At 57.2% G+C, this 19,867-nt stretch carries 20 protein-coding genes and 2 tRNA genes; 10 read left to right on the top strand and 12 right to left on the bottom strand.

What is annotated here, in order from left to right; genetic code table 11:
- Positions 1–117: 117 nt before the first annotated feature.
- Positions 118–423, top strand: a complete 306-nt coding sequence (locus tag IEV54_RS03455; RefSeq protein WP_150277225.1) for a PilZ domain-containing protein — start codon at positions 118–120, stop codon at positions 421–423.
- A 12-nt stretch (positions 424–435) separates the two neighbouring features.
- On the opposite strand, the gene IEV54_RS03450 is transcribed toward IEV54_RS03455, so the two are convergent.
- Positions 436–1,092: an MlaA family lipoprotein gene (locus tag IEV54_RS03450; RefSeq protein WP_150277484.1), complete on the bottom strand. Its 657-nt coding sequence runs from the start codon at positions 1,090–1,092 to the stop codon at positions 436–438.
- A 280-nt stretch (positions 1,093–1,372) separates the two neighbouring features.
- Between IEV54_RS03450 and IEV54_RS03445 the strand changes: the two genes are divergently transcribed.
- On the top strand, positions 1,373–1,648 hold the full coding sequence (locus tag IEV54_RS03445; RefSeq protein WP_150277226.1) for a DUF4404 family protein: 276 nt from the start codon (positions 1,373–1,375) through the stop codon (positions 1,646–1,648).
- Positions 1,649–1,664: 16 nt separating this feature from the next.
- Here IEV54_RS03445 and queF read toward each other — a convergent pair whose 3' ends face one another.
- The 3 genes from queF to IEV54_RS03430 form a co-directional block, all read right to left on the bottom strand.
- Positions 1,665–2,501 carry an NADPH-dependent 7-cyano-7-deazaguanine reductase QueF gene (gene queF, locus IEV54_RS03440; protein WP_150277227.1) on the bottom strand — a complete coding sequence of 279 codons (837 nt, stop codon included), beginning with the start codon at positions 2,499–2,501 and terminating at the stop codon, positions 1,665–1,667.
- Between the two features lie 75 nt (positions 2,502–2,576).
- Positions 2,577–3,353 carry an ABC transporter permease gene (locus IEV54_RS03435; RefSeq protein WP_150277228.1) on the bottom strand — a complete coding sequence of 259 codons (777 nt, stop codon included), beginning with the start codon at positions 3,351–3,353 and terminating at the stop codon, positions 2,577–2,579.
- Positions 3,350–4,291: an ABC transporter ATP-binding protein gene (locus IEV54_RS03430; RefSeq protein ID WP_150277229.1), complete on the bottom strand. Its 942-nt coding sequence runs from the start codon at positions 4,289–4,291 to the stop codon at positions 3,350–3,352. The genes IEV54_RS03435 and IEV54_RS03430 overlap by 4 nt, the downstream gene beginning before the upstream one ends.
- Positions 4,292–4,533: 242 nt before the next feature.
- Between IEV54_RS03430 and IEV54_RS03425 the strand changes: the two genes are divergently transcribed.
- Both IEV54_RS03425 and IEV54_RS03420 read left to right on the top strand, forming a co-directional pair.
- Entirely contained in the window at positions 4,534–6,999 is a 2,466-nt protein-coding gene (locus IEV54_RS03425) for an acyl-CoA dehydrogenase (protein ID WP_150277485.1), read from the top strand.
- A 108-nt stretch (positions 7,000–7,107) separates the two neighbouring features.
- Positions 7,108–7,509 carry a PA2817 family protein gene (locus IEV54_RS03420; RefSeq protein WP_150277230.1) on the top strand — a complete coding sequence of 134 codons (402 nt, stop codon included), beginning with the start codon at positions 7,108–7,110 and terminating at the stop codon, positions 7,507–7,509.
- Positions 7,510–7,656: 147 nt separating this feature from the next.
- On the opposite strand, the gene IEV54_RS03415 is transcribed toward IEV54_RS03420, so the two are convergent.
- Both IEV54_RS03415 and IEV54_RS03410 read right to left on the bottom strand, forming a co-directional pair.
- Positions 7,657–7,732 (bottom strand) — tRNA-Gly (locus IEV54_RS03415).
- A gap of 15 nt (positions 7,733–7,747) precedes the next feature.
- Positions 7,748–7,823: transfer RNA gene (locus IEV54_RS03410), tRNA-Glu, on the bottom strand.
- Between the two features lie 385 nt (positions 7,824–8,208).
- Here IEV54_RS03410 and IEV54_RS03405 point away from each other — a divergent pair.
- Positions 8,209–8,979 (top strand): hypothetical protein, encoded by a 771-nt coding sequence (locus IEV54_RS03405; protein ID WP_150277231.1) that lies wholly within the window; start codon positions 8,209–8,211, stop codon positions 8,977–8,979.
- 82 nt (positions 8,980–9,061) lie between these two features.
- Positions 9,062–9,718: a glutathione S-transferase family protein gene (locus tag IEV54_RS03400; protein ID WP_150277232.1), complete on the top strand. Its 657-nt coding sequence runs from the start codon at positions 9,062–9,064 to the stop codon at positions 9,716–9,718.
- Here IEV54_RS03400 and IEV54_RS03395 read toward each other — a convergent pair.
- Positions 9,715–10,608: an ATP-binding protein gene (locus IEV54_RS03395; protein ID WP_223825415.1), complete on the bottom strand. Its 894-nt coding sequence runs from the start codon at positions 10,606–10,608 to the stop codon at positions 9,715–9,717. The two genes, IEV54_RS03400 and IEV54_RS03395, sit on opposite strands and share 4 nt — an antisense overlap.
- A 97-nt stretch (positions 10,609–10,705) precedes the next feature.
- Between IEV54_RS03395 and IEV54_RS03390 the strand changes: the two genes are divergently transcribed.
- Entirely contained in the window at positions 10,706–13,057 is a 2,352-nt protein-coding gene (locus IEV54_RS03390; protein WP_150277233.1) for an ATP-binding protein, read from the top strand.
- A 29-nt stretch (positions 13,058–13,086) separates the two neighbouring features.
- On the opposite strand, the gene IEV54_RS03385 is transcribed toward IEV54_RS03390, so the two are convergent.
- Both IEV54_RS03385 and msrB read right to left on the bottom strand, forming a co-directional pair.
- On the bottom strand, positions 13,087–13,596 hold the full coding sequence (locus IEV54_RS03385; protein ID WP_150277234.1) for a glutathione peroxidase: 510 nt from the start codon (positions 13,594–13,596) through the stop codon (positions 13,087–13,089).
- 33 nt (positions 13,597–13,629) lie between these two features.
- On the bottom strand, positions 13,630–14,025 hold the full coding sequence (gene msrB, locus IEV54_RS03380) for a peptide-methionine (R)-S-oxide reductase MsrB (protein ID WP_150277235.1): 396 nt from the start codon (positions 14,023–14,025) through the stop codon (positions 13,630–13,632).
- A gap of 98 nt (positions 14,026–14,123) precedes the next feature.
- Here msrB and IEV54_RS03375 point away from each other — a divergent pair, with 98 nt between their 5' ends.
- The 3 genes from IEV54_RS03375 (at position 14,124) to htpX (ending at position 16,865) form a co-directional block, all read left to right on the top strand.
- Complete coding sequence (locus IEV54_RS03375) at positions 14,124–15,335, top strand: pyridoxal phosphate-dependent aminotransferase (RefSeq protein WP_150277236.1); 1,212 nt, start codon at positions 14,124–14,126, stop codon at positions 15,333–15,335.
- Positions 15,336–15,361: 26 nt separating this feature from the next.
- Positions 15,362–15,817, top strand: coding sequence for a hypothetical protein (locus IEV54_RS03370; protein WP_150277237.1), 456 nt, complete (start codon positions 15,362–15,364; stop codon positions 15,815–15,817).
- Between the two features lie 160 nt (positions 15,818–15,977).
- On the top strand, positions 15,978–16,865 hold the full coding sequence (htpX, locus tag IEV54_RS03365) for a protease HtpX (RefSeq protein WP_150277238.1): 888 nt from the start codon (positions 15,978–15,980) through the stop codon (positions 16,863–16,865).
- A gap of 153 nt (positions 16,866–17,018) precedes the next feature.
- Here the strand turns inward: htpX and IEV54_RS03360 are convergent, their stop codons facing one another.
- The 3 genes from IEV54_RS03360 to IEV54_RS03350 are packed head-to-tail and all read right to left on the bottom strand — an operon-like array spanning position 17,019 to position 19,836.
- Entirely contained in the window at positions 17,019–18,155 is a 1,137-nt protein-coding gene (locus IEV54_RS03360; protein ID WP_150277239.1) for an ATP-NAD kinase family protein, read from the bottom strand.
- The gene (gene pdxB / locus IEV54_RS03355; protein ID WP_150277240.1) at positions 18,152–19,303 is read right to left on the bottom strand and encodes a 4-phosphoerythronate dehydrogenase PdxB; all 1,152 of its coding nucleotides are present in this window, start codon (positions 19,301–19,303) and stop codon (positions 18,152–18,154) included. Before pdxB ends, IEV54_RS03360 begins: the two co-directional genes overlap by 4 nt.
- On the bottom strand, positions 19,294–19,836 hold the full coding sequence (locus IEV54_RS03350) for an elongation factor P hydroxylase (RefSeq protein WP_150277241.1): 543 nt from the start codon (positions 19,834–19,836) through the stop codon (positions 19,294–19,296). The genes pdxB and IEV54_RS03350 overlap by 10 nt, the downstream gene beginning before the upstream one ends.
- Positions 19,837–19,867 lie beyond the last annotated feature (31 nt).

Below are 19,867 nucleotides of genomic sequence, written 5' to 3'. Positions count from 1 at the left end.
CATGGTGCCAGAACGCTTGTGCGCAACAGAGCGTAGAACTAGGATAGGGTGGACAGGCGAAACCGGTAAGCACGCTCTCAGGATTCGCTACAGCATAGCCAGCAAGGGAGTTATCGCATGTCGTTCCATGACCAGCAATACAGAGAAAAACGCGATTTCATCCGCATGAAAGTTGAAGCACGGGCAACCCTGACGCTGCAGGAGGGTGGCGAGGTAATTCAGGCAGATTGTCAGGATCTTTCAAGTCAGGGTGTGCAGATCGTACTTGATCGCCCCTTGCCGGAGAACACTCATCTGAGCCTGTCCATCCCCTCCCCGACCCCCGGCCTCCAGGGGCTGGAAGCAGAAGGTCAGGTGATGCGGTGCGAACCGATAGATAGTGGACAGTTCATTGTAGGTGTCTATTTCAACAGCCTTAAATGAGCAATCAGGGGCTTAGAACGGATCTTCGACTTCGCCGTCCTTGACCTGGAATTCGCGATTCTGCAGAAAGGCATTGCGAACGAAACGGTAACGATCGCCCCTGATCAACTTCTCACGTGACAGCAGGCTGGCCCGTGTATCGACCAGAGCGGTACCTATAGCGGTATTCCGGGTTGGTACGTGATCGACCTGTTCGACATAGGTATATCTGGCAAAGCTTTCCGGAATCCTCGAGCCACCATCGCGCACAGTGCTTGGTCCGAGCAGTGGCAATACGATGTATGGACCGCTAGGCACACCCCAGGCTCCCAGAGTCTGACCAAAATCTTCGTCATTGCGTTGCAGGCCCATCTTCGTGGCCACATCGAAAACACCCAGAACACCTACAGTCGAGTTGAGCAGGAAGCGTGCTGTGTCGATACCTGCAGCATGAAACTTGCCCTGCAGGGTGTCGTTTACCAAATTACGGGGCTCACCCAGGTTACTGAACACGTTACTGATGCTGTTGCTTACAGGCTCGGGCACAACACGGTCATAGACTTTCGCTACGGGCTTGAGAGTAAAACGATCAACGGTATCATTGAAGCTGAAGATAGCTCGATTGACTGGCTCCCATGGATCCGGCTCAACAGACTCCGCTGCGTAGTCGTCATAGTCTTCCTGAGCCATGACCCCACCTGCGCCGGCAACGGATACCAATCCGGCAAACACAATAGATACTGTAAATGGCAACACCTTCATTGGGACTCTCCCTGATTCTGGATTCGGCGCGCACGCTTCCCACCTATACCTCTAGCGCTCGCAGAGGGTCAGTGTAATGCAAAAGTCATCGTCCTATCACCGGTTTAACCTGTAACTTCATTTCCCCGCGAGAGCACCAAGCAACAAGACGCCAACGACACAGGCAGCTATAGTGACTTCAGACCATCAATCAAAACAGGAGCAGACAATGCCCGCGCAACAACTGAAGAATCAGCTGGAAGATCTGCAGCGCCTGCTGGCGGAGACCGATCAACCGCTCTCCCCGCAAGAGCGTCAATCGTTACAGCAATTGCATGACCGAATCGAAGCGCGGCTTCTGGCTACCCAGGGCGAGTCCAACCCCGAGGATGCCAATCTGGTTGACAGCGTAAATCTGTCAATCGAGCATTTCTACGCCCGCCATCCGACCGTGGCAGGAACGCTTCAGCGAGTTGTGCAGGCACTGTCGGACATGGGTATCTGAAGCACAACAAGACTCTTTACTGGCGGGCCAACCTCAGATTTTCGGGGAAGCTCGCCGCCGTTGACCTGTATGGGTTGATATCCAACCCTCCGCGACGCACATAGCGCGCATAGACCGACAGCTCGGCCCCCTCACCCAGCAACGGCAACAGATCGGTAAAAATACGCTCCACGCACTGTTCATGAAAATCCGCGTGCTGGCGGAAAGACACCAGATAACGCAGCAGCGAAGCGTGATCCAACCGTTTACCCGCATAGGTAATGGCGACACTGGCCCAGTCCGGCTGGCCGGTTACCGGGCAGTTGGACTTGAGCAGATGGCTGTGCAGCATTTCACGGGCGTAACCGCCAGCATCAGCCAATGCCAGCAATGACGCATCGTACTCGTAGCAGTCGATCCGCACGTCGGCATCATCAATGCACTCCCCGGGCAAATGTGCCATGCCCGTCGCGTGTAACTGCCCCATGGTAAACATGCGCACCATTACAGGCCCCTGCGCCGCCACGCTCAGATCGGACTCCAAGGTGCGTAATACCTCCGCACGGTCCCGAAAGACGGTCTGGTTGAAGGAGTTGAGATACAGCTTGAACGACTTCGACTCGACAATACGTCGGGCCTTGAGAGGAAAAATGAATTCAGCGGCGGCAACTGCCGGCTTGCCCGAGGGGGTTAACCAAGATAACTCATAGCAGTTCCAGATATCCGCGCCATGGAACGGCAGATTATCAGCCTCCAGCCCCAACTCCTGCCATTTCGGTTCGCGCGCAATGGGAAACAGCAAAGATGGCGTGTAAACGCTTACATAGGCACTACTCTTGCCCAGAGGCGACTGCTCAGCGGGGTGCTGGTTCATGATGAATCTCCTTGCAGACAGGCGCAAATCATACTCCGCGCCTTCCCTGCAGGCCACTACTGTCAGTGCCTGTGGCTATTGACGCATACCAATACCACGTGACAGCAGCCAGTAGCTGATCGAATAGAGCAGGACGATGAACACACCCATCAGGGTCAGAGCCACACCTATGGGGATATCCGAAACACCCAGAATACCGTAGCGGAAGGCATTGACCATGTGCAGAATCGGATTGACCATCGACACCTTCTGCCAGAACTCCGGCAGCATGCTGATGCTGTAGAAAACACCGCCCAGATAGGTCAGCGGCGTCAGTACAAAGGTCGGAATGATCGAAATGTCATCGAAGGTCTTGGCGAATACGGCGTTAATGAAACCGCCAAGTGCAAAAACCAGAGAGGTAAGAAAGACCACAGCTACTGTCAGCCCCAGATGCTGAACCTGCAGGCGGGTGAAAAACAGGGACATGATAGTCACGATCAGACCCACCGCCAGCCCGCGTGCAACACCGCCGAACACATACCCCAGCAGGATGGTATGTGGCGAGACCGGAGCAACCATCAACTCCTCGATCGAGCGCTGGAACTTGGTGCTGAAGAAGCTCGACACCACGTTGGAGTAGCTATTGGTAATCACTGACATCATGATCAGACCGGGCACGATGTAATCGATATAGGCGTACCCGTCCATGGTGCCGATACGGCTGCCGATCAGATTGCCGAAAATGACAAAGTACAGGGCCATGGTAATGCCCGGGGGCAGCAGGGTCTGTGGCCAGATCCGGGTAAATCGGCGTATTTCCTTGAACAGGATGGTCTTGAAAGCCACCCAGGTTGTGCGCCAGTGATTCATCGGGCGGCCCCTTTTGCTTTTTCGGTATTTTCATCAACCAGAGCCAGAAACAGTTCTTCCAGCCGATTACTGCGGTTGCGCATGCTGAGTACGTGCAAACCCATCTCGTTCAGCTGGGCAAAAAGAGCGTTGAGCCCCTGACTCTTTTCAACCTGAACCGCCAGCGTATGCTCATCCAGCAGACTGCAGGGATAACCTTTCAGCTCAGGAGGCTCGTCCATGATTGTCTGACAGTCGAGCAGAAAGGTTTCGGTATGCAGCTCGAGCAAGAGTTCGCGCATGCTGGTGTTATGAATGATCTGACCCTGATCAATGATCGCGATGTTCTTGCACAGCTGCTCAGCTTCCTCCAGATAATGGGTGGTAAGCACGATGGTGATGCCACGACCGTTTATTTCCTGAAGAAATTGCCACATCGACCGACGGATCTCGATATCCACACCCGCTGTGGGCTCATCAAGAATCAGGAGTTTTGGCTCATGGATCAACGCGCGCGCGATCATCAATCGGCGCTTCATGCCGCCAGACAGCATCCGCGAAGGCTCGTCGCGCTTGTCCCATAGACCCAGGCGTTTGAGATACCGTTCGGCTCGCTCCCTGGCTTCGCGCAAGGGTATACCGTAATAACCCGCCTGATTGACCAGAATATCCATGGTCTTTTCAAACTGACTGAAATTGAATTCCTGCGGCACAACGCCAATGCAACGCTTGGCATTCATCAGATCGGTATCCAGGTCATGCCCGAATACGCTCACTTGGCCCGAAGACTTGTTGACCAGTGAAGAAAGAATACCGATGGTGGTCGACTTGCCGGCCCCATTGGGCCCCAGCAAAGCAAAAAAATCACCCTGCTGTACCTCCAGATCAACTCCCTTGAGCGCCTGAAAGTCGTTACCGTAGGTTTTGTGCAGGCCTCGAATACTGATTGCTGACGTCATGCATACTTCCCGTCTAGGCATTGGAATGAGCCTATATGGGGTCGCAGCCCCGCAAAATCAAGAGCCCTGTACACAGGTACGCCCCGACAGGCGGGAAACCCCCGAAACCGCGGGTCCCTTCCGCCCTCTTCAAGCACCGCTCTTACCTCCTGCGCTCATTCAGTTACATCAGCCGATTACCCTTGATGGGCTCTAGCGTCTATGCTGGAATCTGAATTTACGTAATCAAGGAGTGTTGAATGATGATCCTGCTATGGCTCGTCGGCCTGGTGCTGGGCATAGCCGTGCTGGCTTACATGCGCGCCGGCCTGCTCAACAGCTGTATCGCTGTTGGCGTCTACTTGCTGGCGATGACGGTATTTTCCTCCGCGCACTGGCTGGTCTACCTGGTGCTATGGGCACTGTTCCTGGGCATCGCAATCCCCCTCAACATGCCAGACTGGCGGCGCTCGGCAATAAGCAAGCCGCTGTTCAAATGGTTCAAGAAGGTGCTGCCACCGATTTCAGATACCGAGCAGGAAGCCCTCGAGGCCGGCACGGTATGGTGGGATGGTGAGCTTTTCACCGGCCGCCCTGATTGGAACAAGCTGCACAGCTTCCCCAAGCCGGTGCTGACCGAGGAAGAAAAGGCGTTTCTTGATGGCCCGGTAGAAGAAGTTTGCCGCATGACAGATGAGTGGGAAGTCACCACTGAATTGCAGGACCTCCCCGAGCCAGTCTGGCAGTACATTCGCAGCAACGGTTTTTTCGGCCTGATCATTCCCAAGGAGTATGGCGGCAAGGGCTTCTCCGCCTATGCACACTCGCAGATTGCCATGAAACTGGCCAGCCGCAGTGGCGACCTGGGCTCCACCGTGATGGTGCCCAATTCACTGGGGCCAGCGGAACTGCTGATGCAGTTCGGCACCGAGGAGCAGAAGAATCACTATCTGCCCCGACTGTCTGACGGGACAGACATTCCCTGCTTTGCATTGACCTCTGCCGACGCCGGCTCGGATGCAGGCGCCATGCCTGACCGCGCAGTAGTATGCAAAGGCCAGTGGGAAGGCAAAGAGGTTATCGGTCTCAGTGTTACCTGGGACAAGCGTTACATCACCCTGGGTCCGGTGGCGACGATTCTGGGCCTGGCGTTCAAGGTTTACGATCCCGAAAAGCTGCTGGGTGACGAGGAAGAACGTGGGGTCAGCCTCGCATTGATCCCCACCGAAACACCCGGCGTGGAAATTGGCAACCGCCATTTCCCGCTGAACGCCGCCTTCATGAACGGACCCAACTCGGGCAAGGACGTCTTCATCCCGCTCAGCTATCTGATCGGCGGCGAGGAGATGATCGGCAAGGGCTGGATCATGTTGATGAACTGCCTGTCCGTAGGACGCTCCATCTCCCTGCCGGCCGGCAGCACCGGCGGAGCCAAGATGGCGAGCATGACGACCGGAGCCTACGCGCGCATCCGTCGCCAGTTCGGCATGCCGATCGGTGAATTCGAGGGCATTCAGGAAGCACTCGGACGCATCGGCGGCAATACCTACGTGATGAATGCCGCACGTACCATGACCGCCGGCGCAGTAGACCTGGGCGAGAAGCCATCGGTGCTGTCAGCTGTGGTCAAGTATCATCTGACCGAGCGGATGCGTCAGTGCATCAACGATGCCATGGACATCCACGGCGGCAAGGGTATCTGCATGGGGCCCAAGAACTACCTGGGGCGTGCGTATCAGGCCGTGCCGATCTCGATAACCGTGGAAGGCGCGAACATCCTCACGCGCAACATGATGATCTTCGGCCAGGGCGCCATACGCTGCCATCCGTTTGTGCTCAAGGAAATGCAGGCCACCCAGGATGAGGATGAGAGCCGCGCACTCAAGCGCTTTGACAACCTGTTGTTCGAGCACATCGGGTTCGCCGTGGGCAATGCCTCTGGGAGCTTCCTGCTGGCCCTTACCGGCGCCCGCTTCGTCAAAACGCCAGGTAACAAGCATACCCGCCGTTATTACCAGCAGCTGTCGCGCCTGGCGGCCTCGTTCGCGACCCTCACTGATGTCACCATGATGATTCTGGGCGGCGAGCTCAAACGCCGTGAGCGCATCTCGGCTCGCCTGGGCGATGTCCTGAGCAATCTGTATATGGCCAGCGCCACGCTCAAGCAGTACCAGGATCAGGGTTGCCCTGAGGAAGACCTGCCGTTTGTACAATGGGGCGTGGAAGATCTGCTGGCCAAGACAGAACAGGCCATGCACGAGATTATTCATAACTTCCCGGATACCCGCATGGGCGTCCTGCTGAGGGTACTGGTGTTCCCGCTTGGACGGCACATGTCGCCACCTGCAGACAGCGTTACCGCCGAAGTGGCCAAAAGGCTGATGACGCCCGGCGCGGCCAGGGATCGTCTCCTCGATGGCTGCTATCAGAGCCAGGACCCTGACGATGTCACGGGCCTGGTCAACGACACCCTGTACAAGGTCATCGCTGCCGATCCGCTGGAAGCGCGTATTGGCAAGGCGATCCACAAGAAGGAACTGGAGATTGCTCCAGGAGCCGATGAAGTGGATGCCGCGGTGGAAGCAGGTGTAATCACTGCCGACGACGCCAAGGTGATCCGCGATGCCAGGGTGGCCCGCGATGCGGTTATTGCCGTGGATGACTTCACCAAGGAAGAGATGACTCCCAAACCCAGGAAACGCAAAGCTACTAGCGCCAAACCGGCGTAAGCAATACTCACCGGCCATCAGCGCCGGTGGGTCCTTTTGCCAGCGCCAGTGCAAGCCAGCACTGGCGCTTTTTGTTAGACTCCGCGGCATAGCCTCAGGAGTCCCACTATGAATCCCGATCTACCCTATCACCGCTATCACATGGCCTTGCTCAAGAGCCTGTTCGACACCCTGCGCGCCCAATCCGTGCTCATGGAGCAGGTGCCCGAAGAGAGTAATATTCTATTTCTGGAGCGCTTTGACGAGATGATCGGCCAACTCGAGGCCGGGGATCACGACGCGATGTATAGCGGACAGGAAATCCTCTGCCAGATCATCAGCCGCTACCCTCAGATCGCACACCTTATACCCCGTGACCTGCTTTGGTATTTCGGGGGCGACTGTCTGCATTTCATGCCCGACGAAGAAATAGCCCAATACCAGTTGATTGACGAACACCGTGCCGCAGCGGAAGAGCGCGGTGAAGAATTCAACTGGGAGCAGGCAAGGCAACTGATTCAGAGCCCCTAAATTCGGATTGCCGGTTTCCCGGGAATGTCGAACTCCATCTCGACGGGTTTGATTTGCTGAACCCTTTGATCGAGGTGGAGCCACGCCCTCACGGGCCGAATAACAGGCACAAAAAAACCGCCTTTCGGGCGGTTTATTTGTTACATATGGAGCGGGAAACGAGACTCGAACTCGCGACCCCGACCTTGGCAAGGTCGTGCTCTACCAACTGAGCTATTCCCGCAAATCTGACGCCGAATGGCGTCCCCTAGGGGACTCGAACCCCTGTTACCGCCGTGAAAGGGCGGTGTCCTAGGCCACTAGACGAAGGGGACATTACCCGGTCTTTCATCATCAGGGCGTTAACCCCGACTTTCTTGCTGAACATTGTTCGCTGCAAGTGGCGCGCATTTTAGGCATGCACTGAATTGTCGTCAACCCCTAAGTCCATCTTTTTCCGGTTTATTTCCCAACCCCTGTGCAAACCTGCTCTGCAACTGCCAACCATCACGGATAGACATTTCTTGTTGCAACTTGACGCCAGTTGGATGACGCCGTGCCACTATTGGGTTAATGTTGACTGATACTAATGTATATCGACTGATTTGCACGCAGCACAGGGACCTGCTGCACAACCAACCGGCAACCCCAGGCATGGGTTTACACCGGGGCACCGCCGGCATCATGCCCGGTGCCAGTTTCCAAGAAGAGAGATTGATCATGTCTCCGTTAGTTATAGGTTTGCTCGTTGCAGGCGGCGTGCTGATTCTGTTGAGCATTGGTTTTATCAGCCACGGCCTTGAGCGCGCACGTATCGAGCGTGCCCGTAGCATTGCCGAACTGGCCTCCCGCCTCAAAGTCTGTCGCAACATAAACGCACATCTTCCCGGCCAATACATGAGCCCGGAACTCAAGGTCCTGCTCACCGGCATCGAAATCAGCCTGCTGGAAAAGCTAACCCGCCTTGACCGCAAGGATGAGCGGGCCAGACAGATGCTCGAGAGTGCGCGCCAGGAACTGAAAAAGCCAGAGGTGAGCGTGGACAACCCGCCACTTAAAATGGAGAGTGAGATTCAGGCCAAGGAAGCGCGGTTAATGCTTGAAAACCTGCTCAGTCTGCTCAAGCAGGCCCAGAAGGACAGCATGATTGATCAACTCACGCTGCAGCAATGGTCTGCCCAGGTTCGTAAGCACCTGCTGAGCACCTCCCTCGAAGTATTCGAAGTGCTGGCCAGACAGGGCATGCGCCAGGGCAAGCCTCGCGTAGCCAAATTGCAATACGAGCGCGCTATAGCCTACCTGCATCAGCAAAATGATCCAGCCCTGGCCGCTCAGGTATTGCGTTTCAAGGAGCTACTCAAACAGGCCTCCGATACCACTGCCCGTAGTGAACAGGCAACGGGAACCGAATCCAGCGAACTGAGTGCCGGTCTACAGGAACTTGAGAAGAACGACGAAGAATGGAAAAAGAAAGCCGTCTACGACGACTGAGCCTACCGATTCCAAAATAGCCTGGGGCTGCTAATACAGTCCAGCTGTGCTCTGCCTATAACCTCAACGGAAGCCTCCCCGCATGGCCCTGACCCTGTACGGCGCAATACTCTCGCCATTTGTTCGCAAGATCCGCATTCAACTCGCTGAACAGGCGATTGCCCATGATCATGTAATCGTTGCACCCATGAGACAGCCCGACTGGTACTTTGACATCAGCCCTCTCGGGCGCATTCCGGCTATCCAGGACGGCGATCTGAAACTGGCGGACTCTGCAGTGATCGCGCAATACCTGGAGGAGGCCTATGGCGGACCCTCCTTATATGGAGAGACAGCTGCCGAAGCCGCGCGGGTCCGCTGGCTGGAAAAATACGCCGATTACGAACTGGCCGCCCACGCCACCTTCACGGTATTTGCAGAGCGGTTCCTCGAACCACTCAAGGGCAACCGGACAAATGAGCAGGCCGTAGCCACAGCTCTGAGTGATCACCTGCCACCGCTGCTTGACTACCTCACCAGGGAATTGAACGGCAAGGCGTTCTTTCTTGGCGATCGCATGAGCATCGCTGATATCGCAGTCACCTCTCAATTGATCAACATGGCCCACGTTGGAGAGTTGATTGATGAGGATCGCTGGCCTTGTCTCTCTTCCCTGCTGGCAAGAATGACCGCACGCTCGAGCCTGAGCAGCCTGCTGCCGGCCGAGCATCAGTTGATTGCCAAACTGGGCAACCGCTAGAGCTGTTGCTCCAGCAACTGACTACCTACCCAGGAACGGGCAAATTGGTAGGCGCAGCGGCCATTGCGATTCCCACGCGATAACGCCCACCGCAAGGCCTGCTTCTGCAAAGACTCGGACCATTCCCATTCAAGATGATGCTCCTTGGCGAGCTGGTCTAACCAATGCTGCACTACCAGCAGGTAATGTTCCTGGGTAAACGGGTAGAAAGACACCCAGAGACCGAACCGGTCAGACAACGCAATCTTCTCCTCGATCGCCTCACCCGGATGCAGCTCTCCGTCCACCATGCTCGCACCGAGATTGTCGCTGCGCTGCTCGGGTAGCAGATGGCGCCGGTTCGATGTGGCGTACAGCAGCAGATTGTCAGGTGCAGCCTCAACCGTTCCATCAAGCACCGTTTTCAGGGACTTGTAGGCACTGTCATCCGCCTCGAATGCCAGGTCGTCGCAGAACAGCAGAAACCGCCAGGGCCTGCCCTCGATCTCGCGCACCAGGGCGGGCAGGTGAAGTAGATCAGTCTTGTCAATTTCGATGAGACGCAAGCCCTTGTCCGCGTACTCGGCCAGGAGCGCACGGATCAGTGACGACTTTCCAGTTCCGCGGGCGCCCCAGAGCAGCGCGTTATTGGCAGGAACACCACGCACGAACTGTCTGGTATTGGCCTCCAGCAAAGCCTTCTGGCGTTCCACCCCCAGCAGGTCGTCAAGGCGCATGTCCTGACTGACAGCCAGCGGCCGCAGCCAGCCTGCGTCACCTTGCGACACCCAGCGCGCAGCGGTCACCGTGTCCCAGTCGACAGACTGATGAACATCATTGACACTCGCTTCCAGCCGATCGACCAGACCCAGAATGCGCTGCATGAATTGCTGCGGAGTAATTTCTGACATACTGGTCTCCAAATAACCGAAGAATGCCACGCATGGAGCGGACTCTCCAGCCAGAGTTGGGCTACCATGAACGGCAGACGACAGTGGCAGGACGCTAATGAACATCCGCTTCACCGACCGCCTCTCCTTCAAGCAGACACGCCTAGGGGTTTTGGCTGCCTTCATCCTCGGCACCCTGCTGGGGCTTGTGCAGGTAATAGTGGACTATCGGGCGCAGAACACAGCTATCGACGAGGAAGTTCGCGCACAGATCAACGTCAGCCTCGGTCCAGCTTCACGAATCGCCTACAACATCGACACCGAGCTGGCCCTGGAATTGGTCAACGGCCTGCTAAAGGCTCCCCCCGTGGTGCGCGCGGAAATCATCGACAACAACGCCATTGCTCTTGCCAGCGTCAGCCGTCCGATGGCGAGCAGCCCCTATCGGGCGGTAAGTGATGCCCTTTTCGACCGCCGCCGTACCTACTCCCGCCCCTTGTATGTCGATCATGCACCGAACGAGCTGCTTGGTTATCTGGTTATTGAAGTCGACACCTTTCATCAGGGTGCCAACTTCCTGCGCCGCGCCGGCCTCACCATGCTGTCAGGATTCATCCTCAGCCTGATCCTCTCCCTGGTGCTGATGGTGCTGTTCTACGGCATGCTGACCAAACCGCTGGTGCATCTGATCGACGATCTGCTGAACATGAAAACCGGCGATGATGACCGCAGCCGGTTACCCTGCCCCGCCCACCACGAGCGTGACGAAATCGGCGCCCTGGTTGAAGTGATCAACCGCCAGCTACAGAGTATCGACGTCAATATGCGCCAGAAGCTGCGTGCCGAGGAGCGTCTGCGTCAGTACCTGGAAGAACTGGAGATCATTGTCGAGGCGCGCACCACCGAGCTGCAGGAAACCAACGCCCAATTGCGCCGCTCCAATCGCGACCTCGAAAGCTCAAGGGAAGAAGCCCTGAGCATGGCCCGCGCACGCTCCTCCTTCCTGGCCAGCATGAGCCACGAGATCCGCACCCCGATCAACGGCCTGCTGGGCATGATTGGACTGACGCTCGACAGCCCATTGAGTAACGAGCAGCGCCAACAACTGACTATCGCCTACGATTCCGGCAAGGTTCTGGTGGAGCTGCTCAACGATATTCTCGATCTGTCCAAATTCGAGGCGGGCAAACTGCAGCTTGAGCAGATTCCTTTTGATCTTGGTGCGTTGCTGGAAGACACTGCCAGCCTGCTATCCCAGAACGCCGGCAAGCGGGAGGTCGAACTCACCTGTAGAATCGACCCCCTTATGCCCGGCCTGGTACTGGGCGATCCGACCCGCATCCGCCAGATCGTCAGCAACCTGCTATCCAACGCGCTGAAGTTCACCGAGCAGGGTCACGTCAACCTGCGGCTCGACCTGGAGCCCACGCTCGCGAGCGGCCATCAGGTACGCATTACCGTGCGCGATACCGGTATAGGTATTGCGCAAAACGCACTGACCAGTATTTTTTCGCCCTTTACCCAGGCTGACGCTCAGATATCGCGTCGTTTCGGTGGCACCGGGTTGGGGCTGGCCCTGTGCAAGAGCATGACTGATGCCATGCATGGCAAACTGGAAGTCGAGTCACGCTACGGCGAGGGCAGCACTTTTACCGTCACCCTGCCGATAACCCTGCACCAGCACGAAGCCAGTTACGATTACCCCAGGCATTGTCGGATAATTATCTGGAGTCACGAAGGCCGCCTGCAGGGCCAGATAATGCTGGAGTTACTGCGCCACTGGAAGATTGACTGCACCTTGCAGGAGTATTCCGATGCGCTGGCGCCCTGTGGGAGCAAAGGCGATGCCGATCTGTGGATTCTGGACCACCCCGACCTGGCCCGATCGCTGGCAAACCAGCAAGCCGGGCTGCCTCGTATCCTGGTCTGCCCCTACCCGGAGCAACTCAGTGGAGCAGATAGCCAGGAGATGGGGATTTGCGCGCAGGTTGCCAGCCCGCCATCGCGAGTGCGCCTGGCGCGAGCGATAGATCGCTGCATGGGCGTTGCAGACCAGGTTCAGGAAACACATTCAAGCCAATCAAAGCCAACCGGTCAGCGGATTCTTCTGGTTGAGGATAATAGTGTGAACCAGCTGGTTGCCCGCGGCATGCTGACGCGCCTGGGCTATGAAGTGGACATTGCCGAGCATGGCGAAGCTGCCCTGGCGCGCCTGGAGCGGGAAGACTTCGACCTGGTACTGATGGATTGCAATATGCCGGTGATGGACGGTTATGAAACCAGTCGACGTATGCGCGAAGACCCCCGCTGGCAGAACATACCCATCATCGCACTGACCGCCAATGCCCTTCATGAAGATCGCCAGCGTTGCGAAGAAGCCGGCATGAACGATTATCTGGCCAAACCTTTCAAGCGCGAGGACCTGCAGGCGTTAATGATCAAATGGCTGGAGGCTCCCGCGGCCGACTGATCCCAGCGACCACGGAACCTGAACCTATCTCAATCGAGCAGGGGCTCAATGTCCCTGGCAATGTCAGCGGGCGCTGTTGAGGGTGCATATCGGGCAATTATCTTGCCCTGGCCGTCTACCAGAAACTTGGTGAAGTTCCATTTGATGCCCTTGCTGCCTAGTAAACCAGGCGCATCGGACTTGAGCTTGCGAAACAACGGATGAGCCTCGCTGCCATTGACTTCCACCTTGGCAAACATGGGAAAGCTGACTCCGTAGTTTTTCTCGCAGAATGCTGCAATCTGCTCTTCATTGCCCGGCTCCTGCCCGCCAAACTGATTACAAGGAAAACCGGCAATCTGCAGGCCCCTTTCACGATAGCTCTGCCATAACTCCTCAAGCCCCTTGTATTGAGGCGTGAAGCCACACTTGCTGGCAGTATTGACTACCAGATAGGCCTTACCACCCAGCTCTCCCAGGGTAATCTCCCGGTTATCGATTGTGGTAATGGGAATCTGCAGCACTTCGTTCTGCTGGGCGTCGCCCGGTGTGTCAGTCATGGTTCGCACTCCTGTCAAAGTTCTGTGACGCTATCAAGCCCGTGGATCCAGCCTGAGAGCAACGGAATTGATGCAGTACCGCAAGCCGGTAGGTGGAGGTCCATCAGGGAATACATGCCCCAGGTGTGAGTCGCAGCGGCTACAGAGCACCTCGGTACGGTGCATGCCGTGGCTGAAATCCTCCACCTCGGTCACTACCTCCTCGCTTACGGGTGCGTAATAGCTCGGCCAGCCACAGCCGGCATCAAATTGAGTCTCGGTATCAAACAGTTCGGCGTCACAGGCAACGCAGTGATAGCGCCCCGGCGTGGTATTGGCATAGTAGGCACCGGTAAACGGCCTTTCGGTGCCCTTGAGCCGGCACACCTGGTATTGCTCGGGGTCAAGCTGCTCGCGCCAGTCCTGCTCGCTCTTCGTGATCTTGTTCATATCTACTCCTCAAGGGGTCGATTCAGACTTTCCCAGTCAGGGCCGCACAACGTATGATGAGGGTTTTACGCCCATTCGCACAGCCCCAGGAAAGCACCATGCAGGTTAGCAAATCGCACAAGTTGGCCAATGTCTGTTACGACATCCGCGGGCCCGTTCTGCGCCATGCCAAGCGCCTTGAAGAAGAAGGCCACCGGATTCTCAAGCTGAACATCGGCAACCCTGCTCCGTTCGGCTTCGAGGCGCCTGAGGAAATCCTGCAGGACGTTATTCTCAACCTGTCCACAGCCCAGGGTTACAGCGATTCCAAAGGGCTGTTTTCCGCACGCAAGGCAGTGATGCACTACACCCAGACCAAAAACATCCCCAATGTAAGCATTGAGGATATTTACCTGGGCAACGGTGTGTCAGAGCTTATCGTGATGGCGATGCAGGCGCTGCTCAATAATGGTGACGAAGTATTGATTCCGGCACCCGATTACCCGCTATGGACCGCCGCCGTGAGCCTGTCAGGCGGTAAAGCTGTTCATTATCTGTGTGATGAGCAGGCCGACTGGTATCCAGACATCGACGATATTCGCAGCAAGATCACCCCAAACACCCGCGCGATCGTGGTGATCAATCCAAACAACCCCACCGGGGCAGTGTATTCCCGTGACATGCTGGAACAACTCGCTCAGGTTGCGCGCGAAAATGACCTGATCATGTTTGCCGATGAAATCTACGACAAGATTCTCTACGACGGCGTCGAGCACGACTCGGTGGCTGCAGTGGCCCCGGACCTGTTCTGCCTGACCTTCAACGGCCTGTCCAAATCCTACCGTATCGCTGGCTTCCGCTCCGGCTGGATGATTATCAGTGGTCCCAAACACAAGGCACAAAGTTATATAGAAGGCCTGGATATTCTCTCTTCAATGCGTTTGTGCGCCAACGTGCCCGCGCAGCATGCAATACAGACAGCACTGGGTGGCTACCAGAGCATCAACGACCTGATTCTGCCCGGTGGCCGCCTGCTGGAGCAGCGCGACACTGCCTGGGAACTGCTGAACGAAATCCCCGGCGTCAGTTGCACCAAGCCCCAGGGCGCGCTTTATCTTTTCCCGAAACTGGATCCCAAGGTCTACCCGATCCATAACGATGAAAAGATGGTGCTGGATCTGCTGTTACAGGAAAAGATCCTCGTCGTGCAGGGTACCGCCTTCAACTGGCCCTGGCCGGACCATTTCCGCATCGTCTCTCTCCCCCGCAAGGACGACCTGGAAATGGCGATCGGCAGGATCGGCAAGTTCCTCAAGCACTACCGCCAGTAGCAACACTACCCAACGCGGAGACAGATGTGGCTGACCTGCATATCGATGACTTCTATCATGATGTTGCCGGCATCCTGCTGGGGCTCTACAACAGCTTCCCGCGGCCAACCACGCTGTTTGTGGCAGACCTGATTGGCGAGCACGAACCAGACGCCTTTGGCGTTCCGGCGCCACGGCACCAGGCCTGCTTCAGCGCCATGCTCTGGCTGGCAGAAGAGGGCTTCCTGCGTTACACCGACGTCATTCGTCAGGAAGCGATAGACCAGTGCTGCCTGACGGAGCGGGCCTTCGTGCTGCTCAGTACCCCGGCCAAGCACATGCTCGATACCAACCTGCCCGCCAGCATAGCCCGCCAACGGGCAACACTGGCGCAACAGTTACGCGACGCCAAGGCAAGCGGCTCGTCTGTTCGCATGGCGGAAACGGCTCATCTTTGCTTCCTTCGATCGCCCGCGCAGGGCCTGCCCAGGGACTCGGTCTAGCACGCAAGTCAGCGCTTTACATGGCCACACGATTTGCAACAGACGGCCTATTGAAAGCCGCCAGAAAACACCCATTATTACCGCTTGAATACTTGGGTAATTGCCGTCGTGGGAAGACGTCGGCAAATACCTCTTTGATCCTTTGAGGAGACTGTAGTCCATGATGCGCATTGTTCTTTTTCTGGCCACCAACATGGCCATTTTGCTGGTAGCCAGCGTAACCCTCAGCTTGCTGGGTATAGGTACACGCGACGCCGCAGGCGGCATCGATCTGACCGGCATGCTTATCTTTTGCGCCCTGTTCGGCTTTGGCGGTGCTTTCGTATCTCTTTTTCTATCCAAATGGATGGCCAAACGCGGCACCGGTGCCCGTGTCATTGAAACGCCGCAGAATCGTCAGGAGCAGTGGCTGGTTGATACCGTCGCCATGCTGGCCAAGCAGGCCAACATCGGCATGCCGGAAGTGGCTATCTTTCCTTCCCGCGCGCCGAACGCCTTCGCTACTGGCTGGAACCGCAACTCCTCCCTTGTAGCGGTTTCGGAAGGCATGTTGCAACGCTTCAGCCCCAATGAAGTCAAGGCCGTGATGGCCCACGAAATTGGACACGTGGCGAATGGAGATATGGTCACGCTTACGCTGATTCAGGGTGTGGTAAACACCTTCGTCATGTTTTTTGCACGCATCATCGGCAGCTTTGTGGACCGGGTGATCTTCAAGAACGAAGACGGTCCCGGATTCGGCTTTATCATTGCTACTATTTTTGCCGAGATCATCCTGGGTATTCTGGCCAGCATCATCGTCATGTGGTTCTCCCGCCAACGGGAATTTCGCGCTGACGCCGCGGCCGCTCAGCTGGCAGGCGCAGGCAACATGATTGCTGCACTTGAGCACCTGCGCTCCGAGCAAGGCGTGCCGGTCGAGTTACCCGGCGAAATGACTGCATTCGGCATCAACGGTGGTCTGCGCAAGGGCCTGGCAGCCCTGTTCATGACCCACCCTCCTCTGGAAGAGCGTATTGCCGCACTGAAAACGGCGGGGTTCAGGTAACACCCCAGCTGCAAGCCTCAAGCTGCAAGTTAAAACCAAAAACCCCCGAAGTCTGAAGCTACGGGGGTTTTTCTTTTGGGTTCGCTTGTAGCTTGCGGCTTGCAGCTTGCGGCTTGCGGCTTGCGGCTTGCAGCTTGCAGCTTGCCGCTGCCTTCAGGCCCGCCAACTCGCCGGATACAACATCTCTTCCCGATACCCGCTCAACACCCTTCGCAGTCCCGTAAGCTCCTGATCGAGTTCAGCGTCGCCACTGTCCAGCAGAAAAGGCCGGCCAGCCAGGGTTTTGAGTTTGGTCTTGGTCGCTACTACCAGCAGGTTATCTGTGCCGACAGCACGCACAACGCGCGGAGATATCTGCTGATTGCCGCGACCCAGGATGTGGCCCTGTCCGCCGATGGCGGTAACCAGAATCCGCCATTCGCCGCCGTTCTGAAGCAGCTCCCACAGCGTCTGCTCAGTCGCATCCACCGCGAGCAATTGGCCGTCCCGCAAAACATCCACACCCAGCAGAGTACCTTCCAGACCCATGGCTTCCAGCAGACCAAGATTGGTCGAGCCGGGACCCATGATCCAGCCGATGTCCGCATCCTCTTCCTGCAACCAGCCGGCGATATCGTCAAGCACCAGGGTCTCGGTCTCACGGCCGCCCTGCTTGACCTGCTGTACGAACCGTCCCTCCTCCGGGATCGCCAGTTCGCCGAAATGACGAGTACGTACCCTTCCCTGACGAAAGGCCTCTTCGTCAATATCTCGCACCTCCGCCTCGCCGAGACGCACAAGCTCGCCACAGACCAGCAGCGACACCAGTTCACCGGCAGCGCGGGGATTGACGGCATAGACTCCGGAGTGAATCTTTACCCCCGCCGGAATACCCAGCGCCAGCTGCCCCGCCGGCACGCTGCTGCAGATGTCCCGTGCGGTGCCGTCACCGCCCGCGAACAGCAGCAAATCAACCCCTTGTGTGACCAGTTCTTCCGCAAGGCGCATGGTGTCCTGAGCGCTTGTGACCCCGTCGCTCAGACTGCCGACCACCTGATGCTCAAAGCCCATTCCGGCGACCAACTCCGCACCCATGGCACCGGGTGCCACCATAAATTCAATACGCTCGGCGTGGGGCAGCACGACTTCCAAAGCCTTGCGAACCCGCTCTATGGCAAGAGGTTTGACGCCCATCGCCAGAGCCTGAGCTGCAACATTATCTGACCCCTTGAGAGCCGCCTGCCCGCCCAGACCGGCGAGCGGATTGATGATCAATCCAATGCGAAAACGTTGTTTGGGTTGTTCTGTCATGACAGTGTAAACCCCGCTGCCAGCAACACATTCTGCACATTCACAGGTAAAACATCCGAGCCAGCAAAAGCCAGCAAACCGGTTTCCCTGCGCAGCGGATACATCTTGCGTAACTGATCAAACCCGGCGCGGCGCTGTGACTCGTCTGCAGCAGTGCGCAGCATATGGCGCATACGGGCGTCATCATCTCGTACGTCATATACCCAGCGTAACGCTCGCGCCAGCAACCAGTCGGCGCAGACCTCAGGATTTACCTGCCACGTCGCCTCACCGGCATTGGGAGCAAGAGCCTCCAGCCGCACCGCAACAGGCTCGCCCGCGAAATCACAGAGTGCAGCATAGATCTGGGCAGTGCCTCGCAGCTTGCCATCCAGGCTGTAACCCGCAATGTGCGGCGTGGCCAGCGCGCAGAGGGCTGCAAGGGCTGGGCTCACCTCTGGCTCGTACTCCCATACATCCAGTGCCACCTGCAAATCAGGACGCTGGGACAGAACCCTGGCCAGCGCCAGGTTATCGATAACCGGCCCGCGGCTACTGTTGATGAACCAGGCGCCCTTTTTCAGCGCCTGCAAACGTTGCTCATCGAACAGATGGCTGGTCGGATACGCACCTTCGCTCGTCAAAGGCACATGGCAACTGATGACGTCCGCTTCAGCAAGCAGCTGATCGATATCGATCAATCCTCTCTCACCGGCATCAGCCCGCGGCGGATCGCAACGCAGACAGCGCACGCCGAGCGCCTCAAGGGTAGTAATCAGGCGGTTTCCCACCTCTCCAACACCTACCACACCTACGGTCTTGCCCCACCACGACTCACCCGTGCGTTCAGCGAGGGTCAGCAAACAACTCAAGACATACTCGACTACACCGCGCGCGTTGCAGCCCGGCGCGCTGGCGACCCGAACCCCCGCAGCAGCCAGACCGGCAAGATCCAGGTGATCTGTACCTATCGTGCAGGTGCCAACGAAGCGCACCGGCGTGCCGGCCAGAAGCTCGGCTGACACCCGCGTCACCGAGCGCACCAGCAATACATCAGCATCAGACACGGCTGCCCTGTCTATGGCCCGACCTGGCATCCGGATGATGTCGCCGAAGGAGGCAAAGAAACCATCAAGCAGAGGAATGTTTTCGTCAGCCACTATGCGCATGAAACGTACCCTGTATCGAAAGCGACAGCAGATGAGCAGTCCGGGAAATAATAGTCCCGTAGCGCAGCAATAAAGCGTGCCGGCCGCTCCGGCAAACCCTCAACCAGATATTGCGTTCGCTGCCGCTGCACTGCGTCAATGAAGGGCTGCGGATCAGTCCGTTCGCCGCCCAGGTTATCCATACTCACACTGAACCGGTGCCCCGCCGCCTCACAAAAAAGCAGCTCAAGGGCCTGGGGTTTGACCTCTACCTGCTCAAATGCCTTTTGCTGATCAGCGTTGCGGCCATCGGGCGCATACCAGTAACCGAAATCCACCAACAAGCGACGCTGCGCGCCAGCGACGCACCAGTGGGCCACCTCATGTAGCGCACTGCGAAAGTAGTCCCGGGTAAAGAGAATACGGTGCTGCAGGTGATGCTCGTCCGCCGGAAGGTATTCGGGCTCCGCACTTCCACCCACCAGCACAGTGTTGTAATCGCCGGAAAAACAGGCGTTGAAGAGGCGGATCAGATCCTGGCAATCGTGAGTCATGGACGGCTGGACAATGTTCGGCAAGTTGTTA

Origin of the sequence: Halopseudomonas salina, assembly GCF_014637955.1 — a bacterium.
Classification (GTDB): domain Bacteria; phylum Pseudomonadota; class Gammaproteobacteria; order Pseudomonadales; family Pseudomonadaceae; genus Halopseudomonas; species Halopseudomonas salina.
The sequence above is the reverse complement of the archived record's forward strand: the minus strand, read 5'-3'. Positions and strand labels throughout refer to the sequence as shown.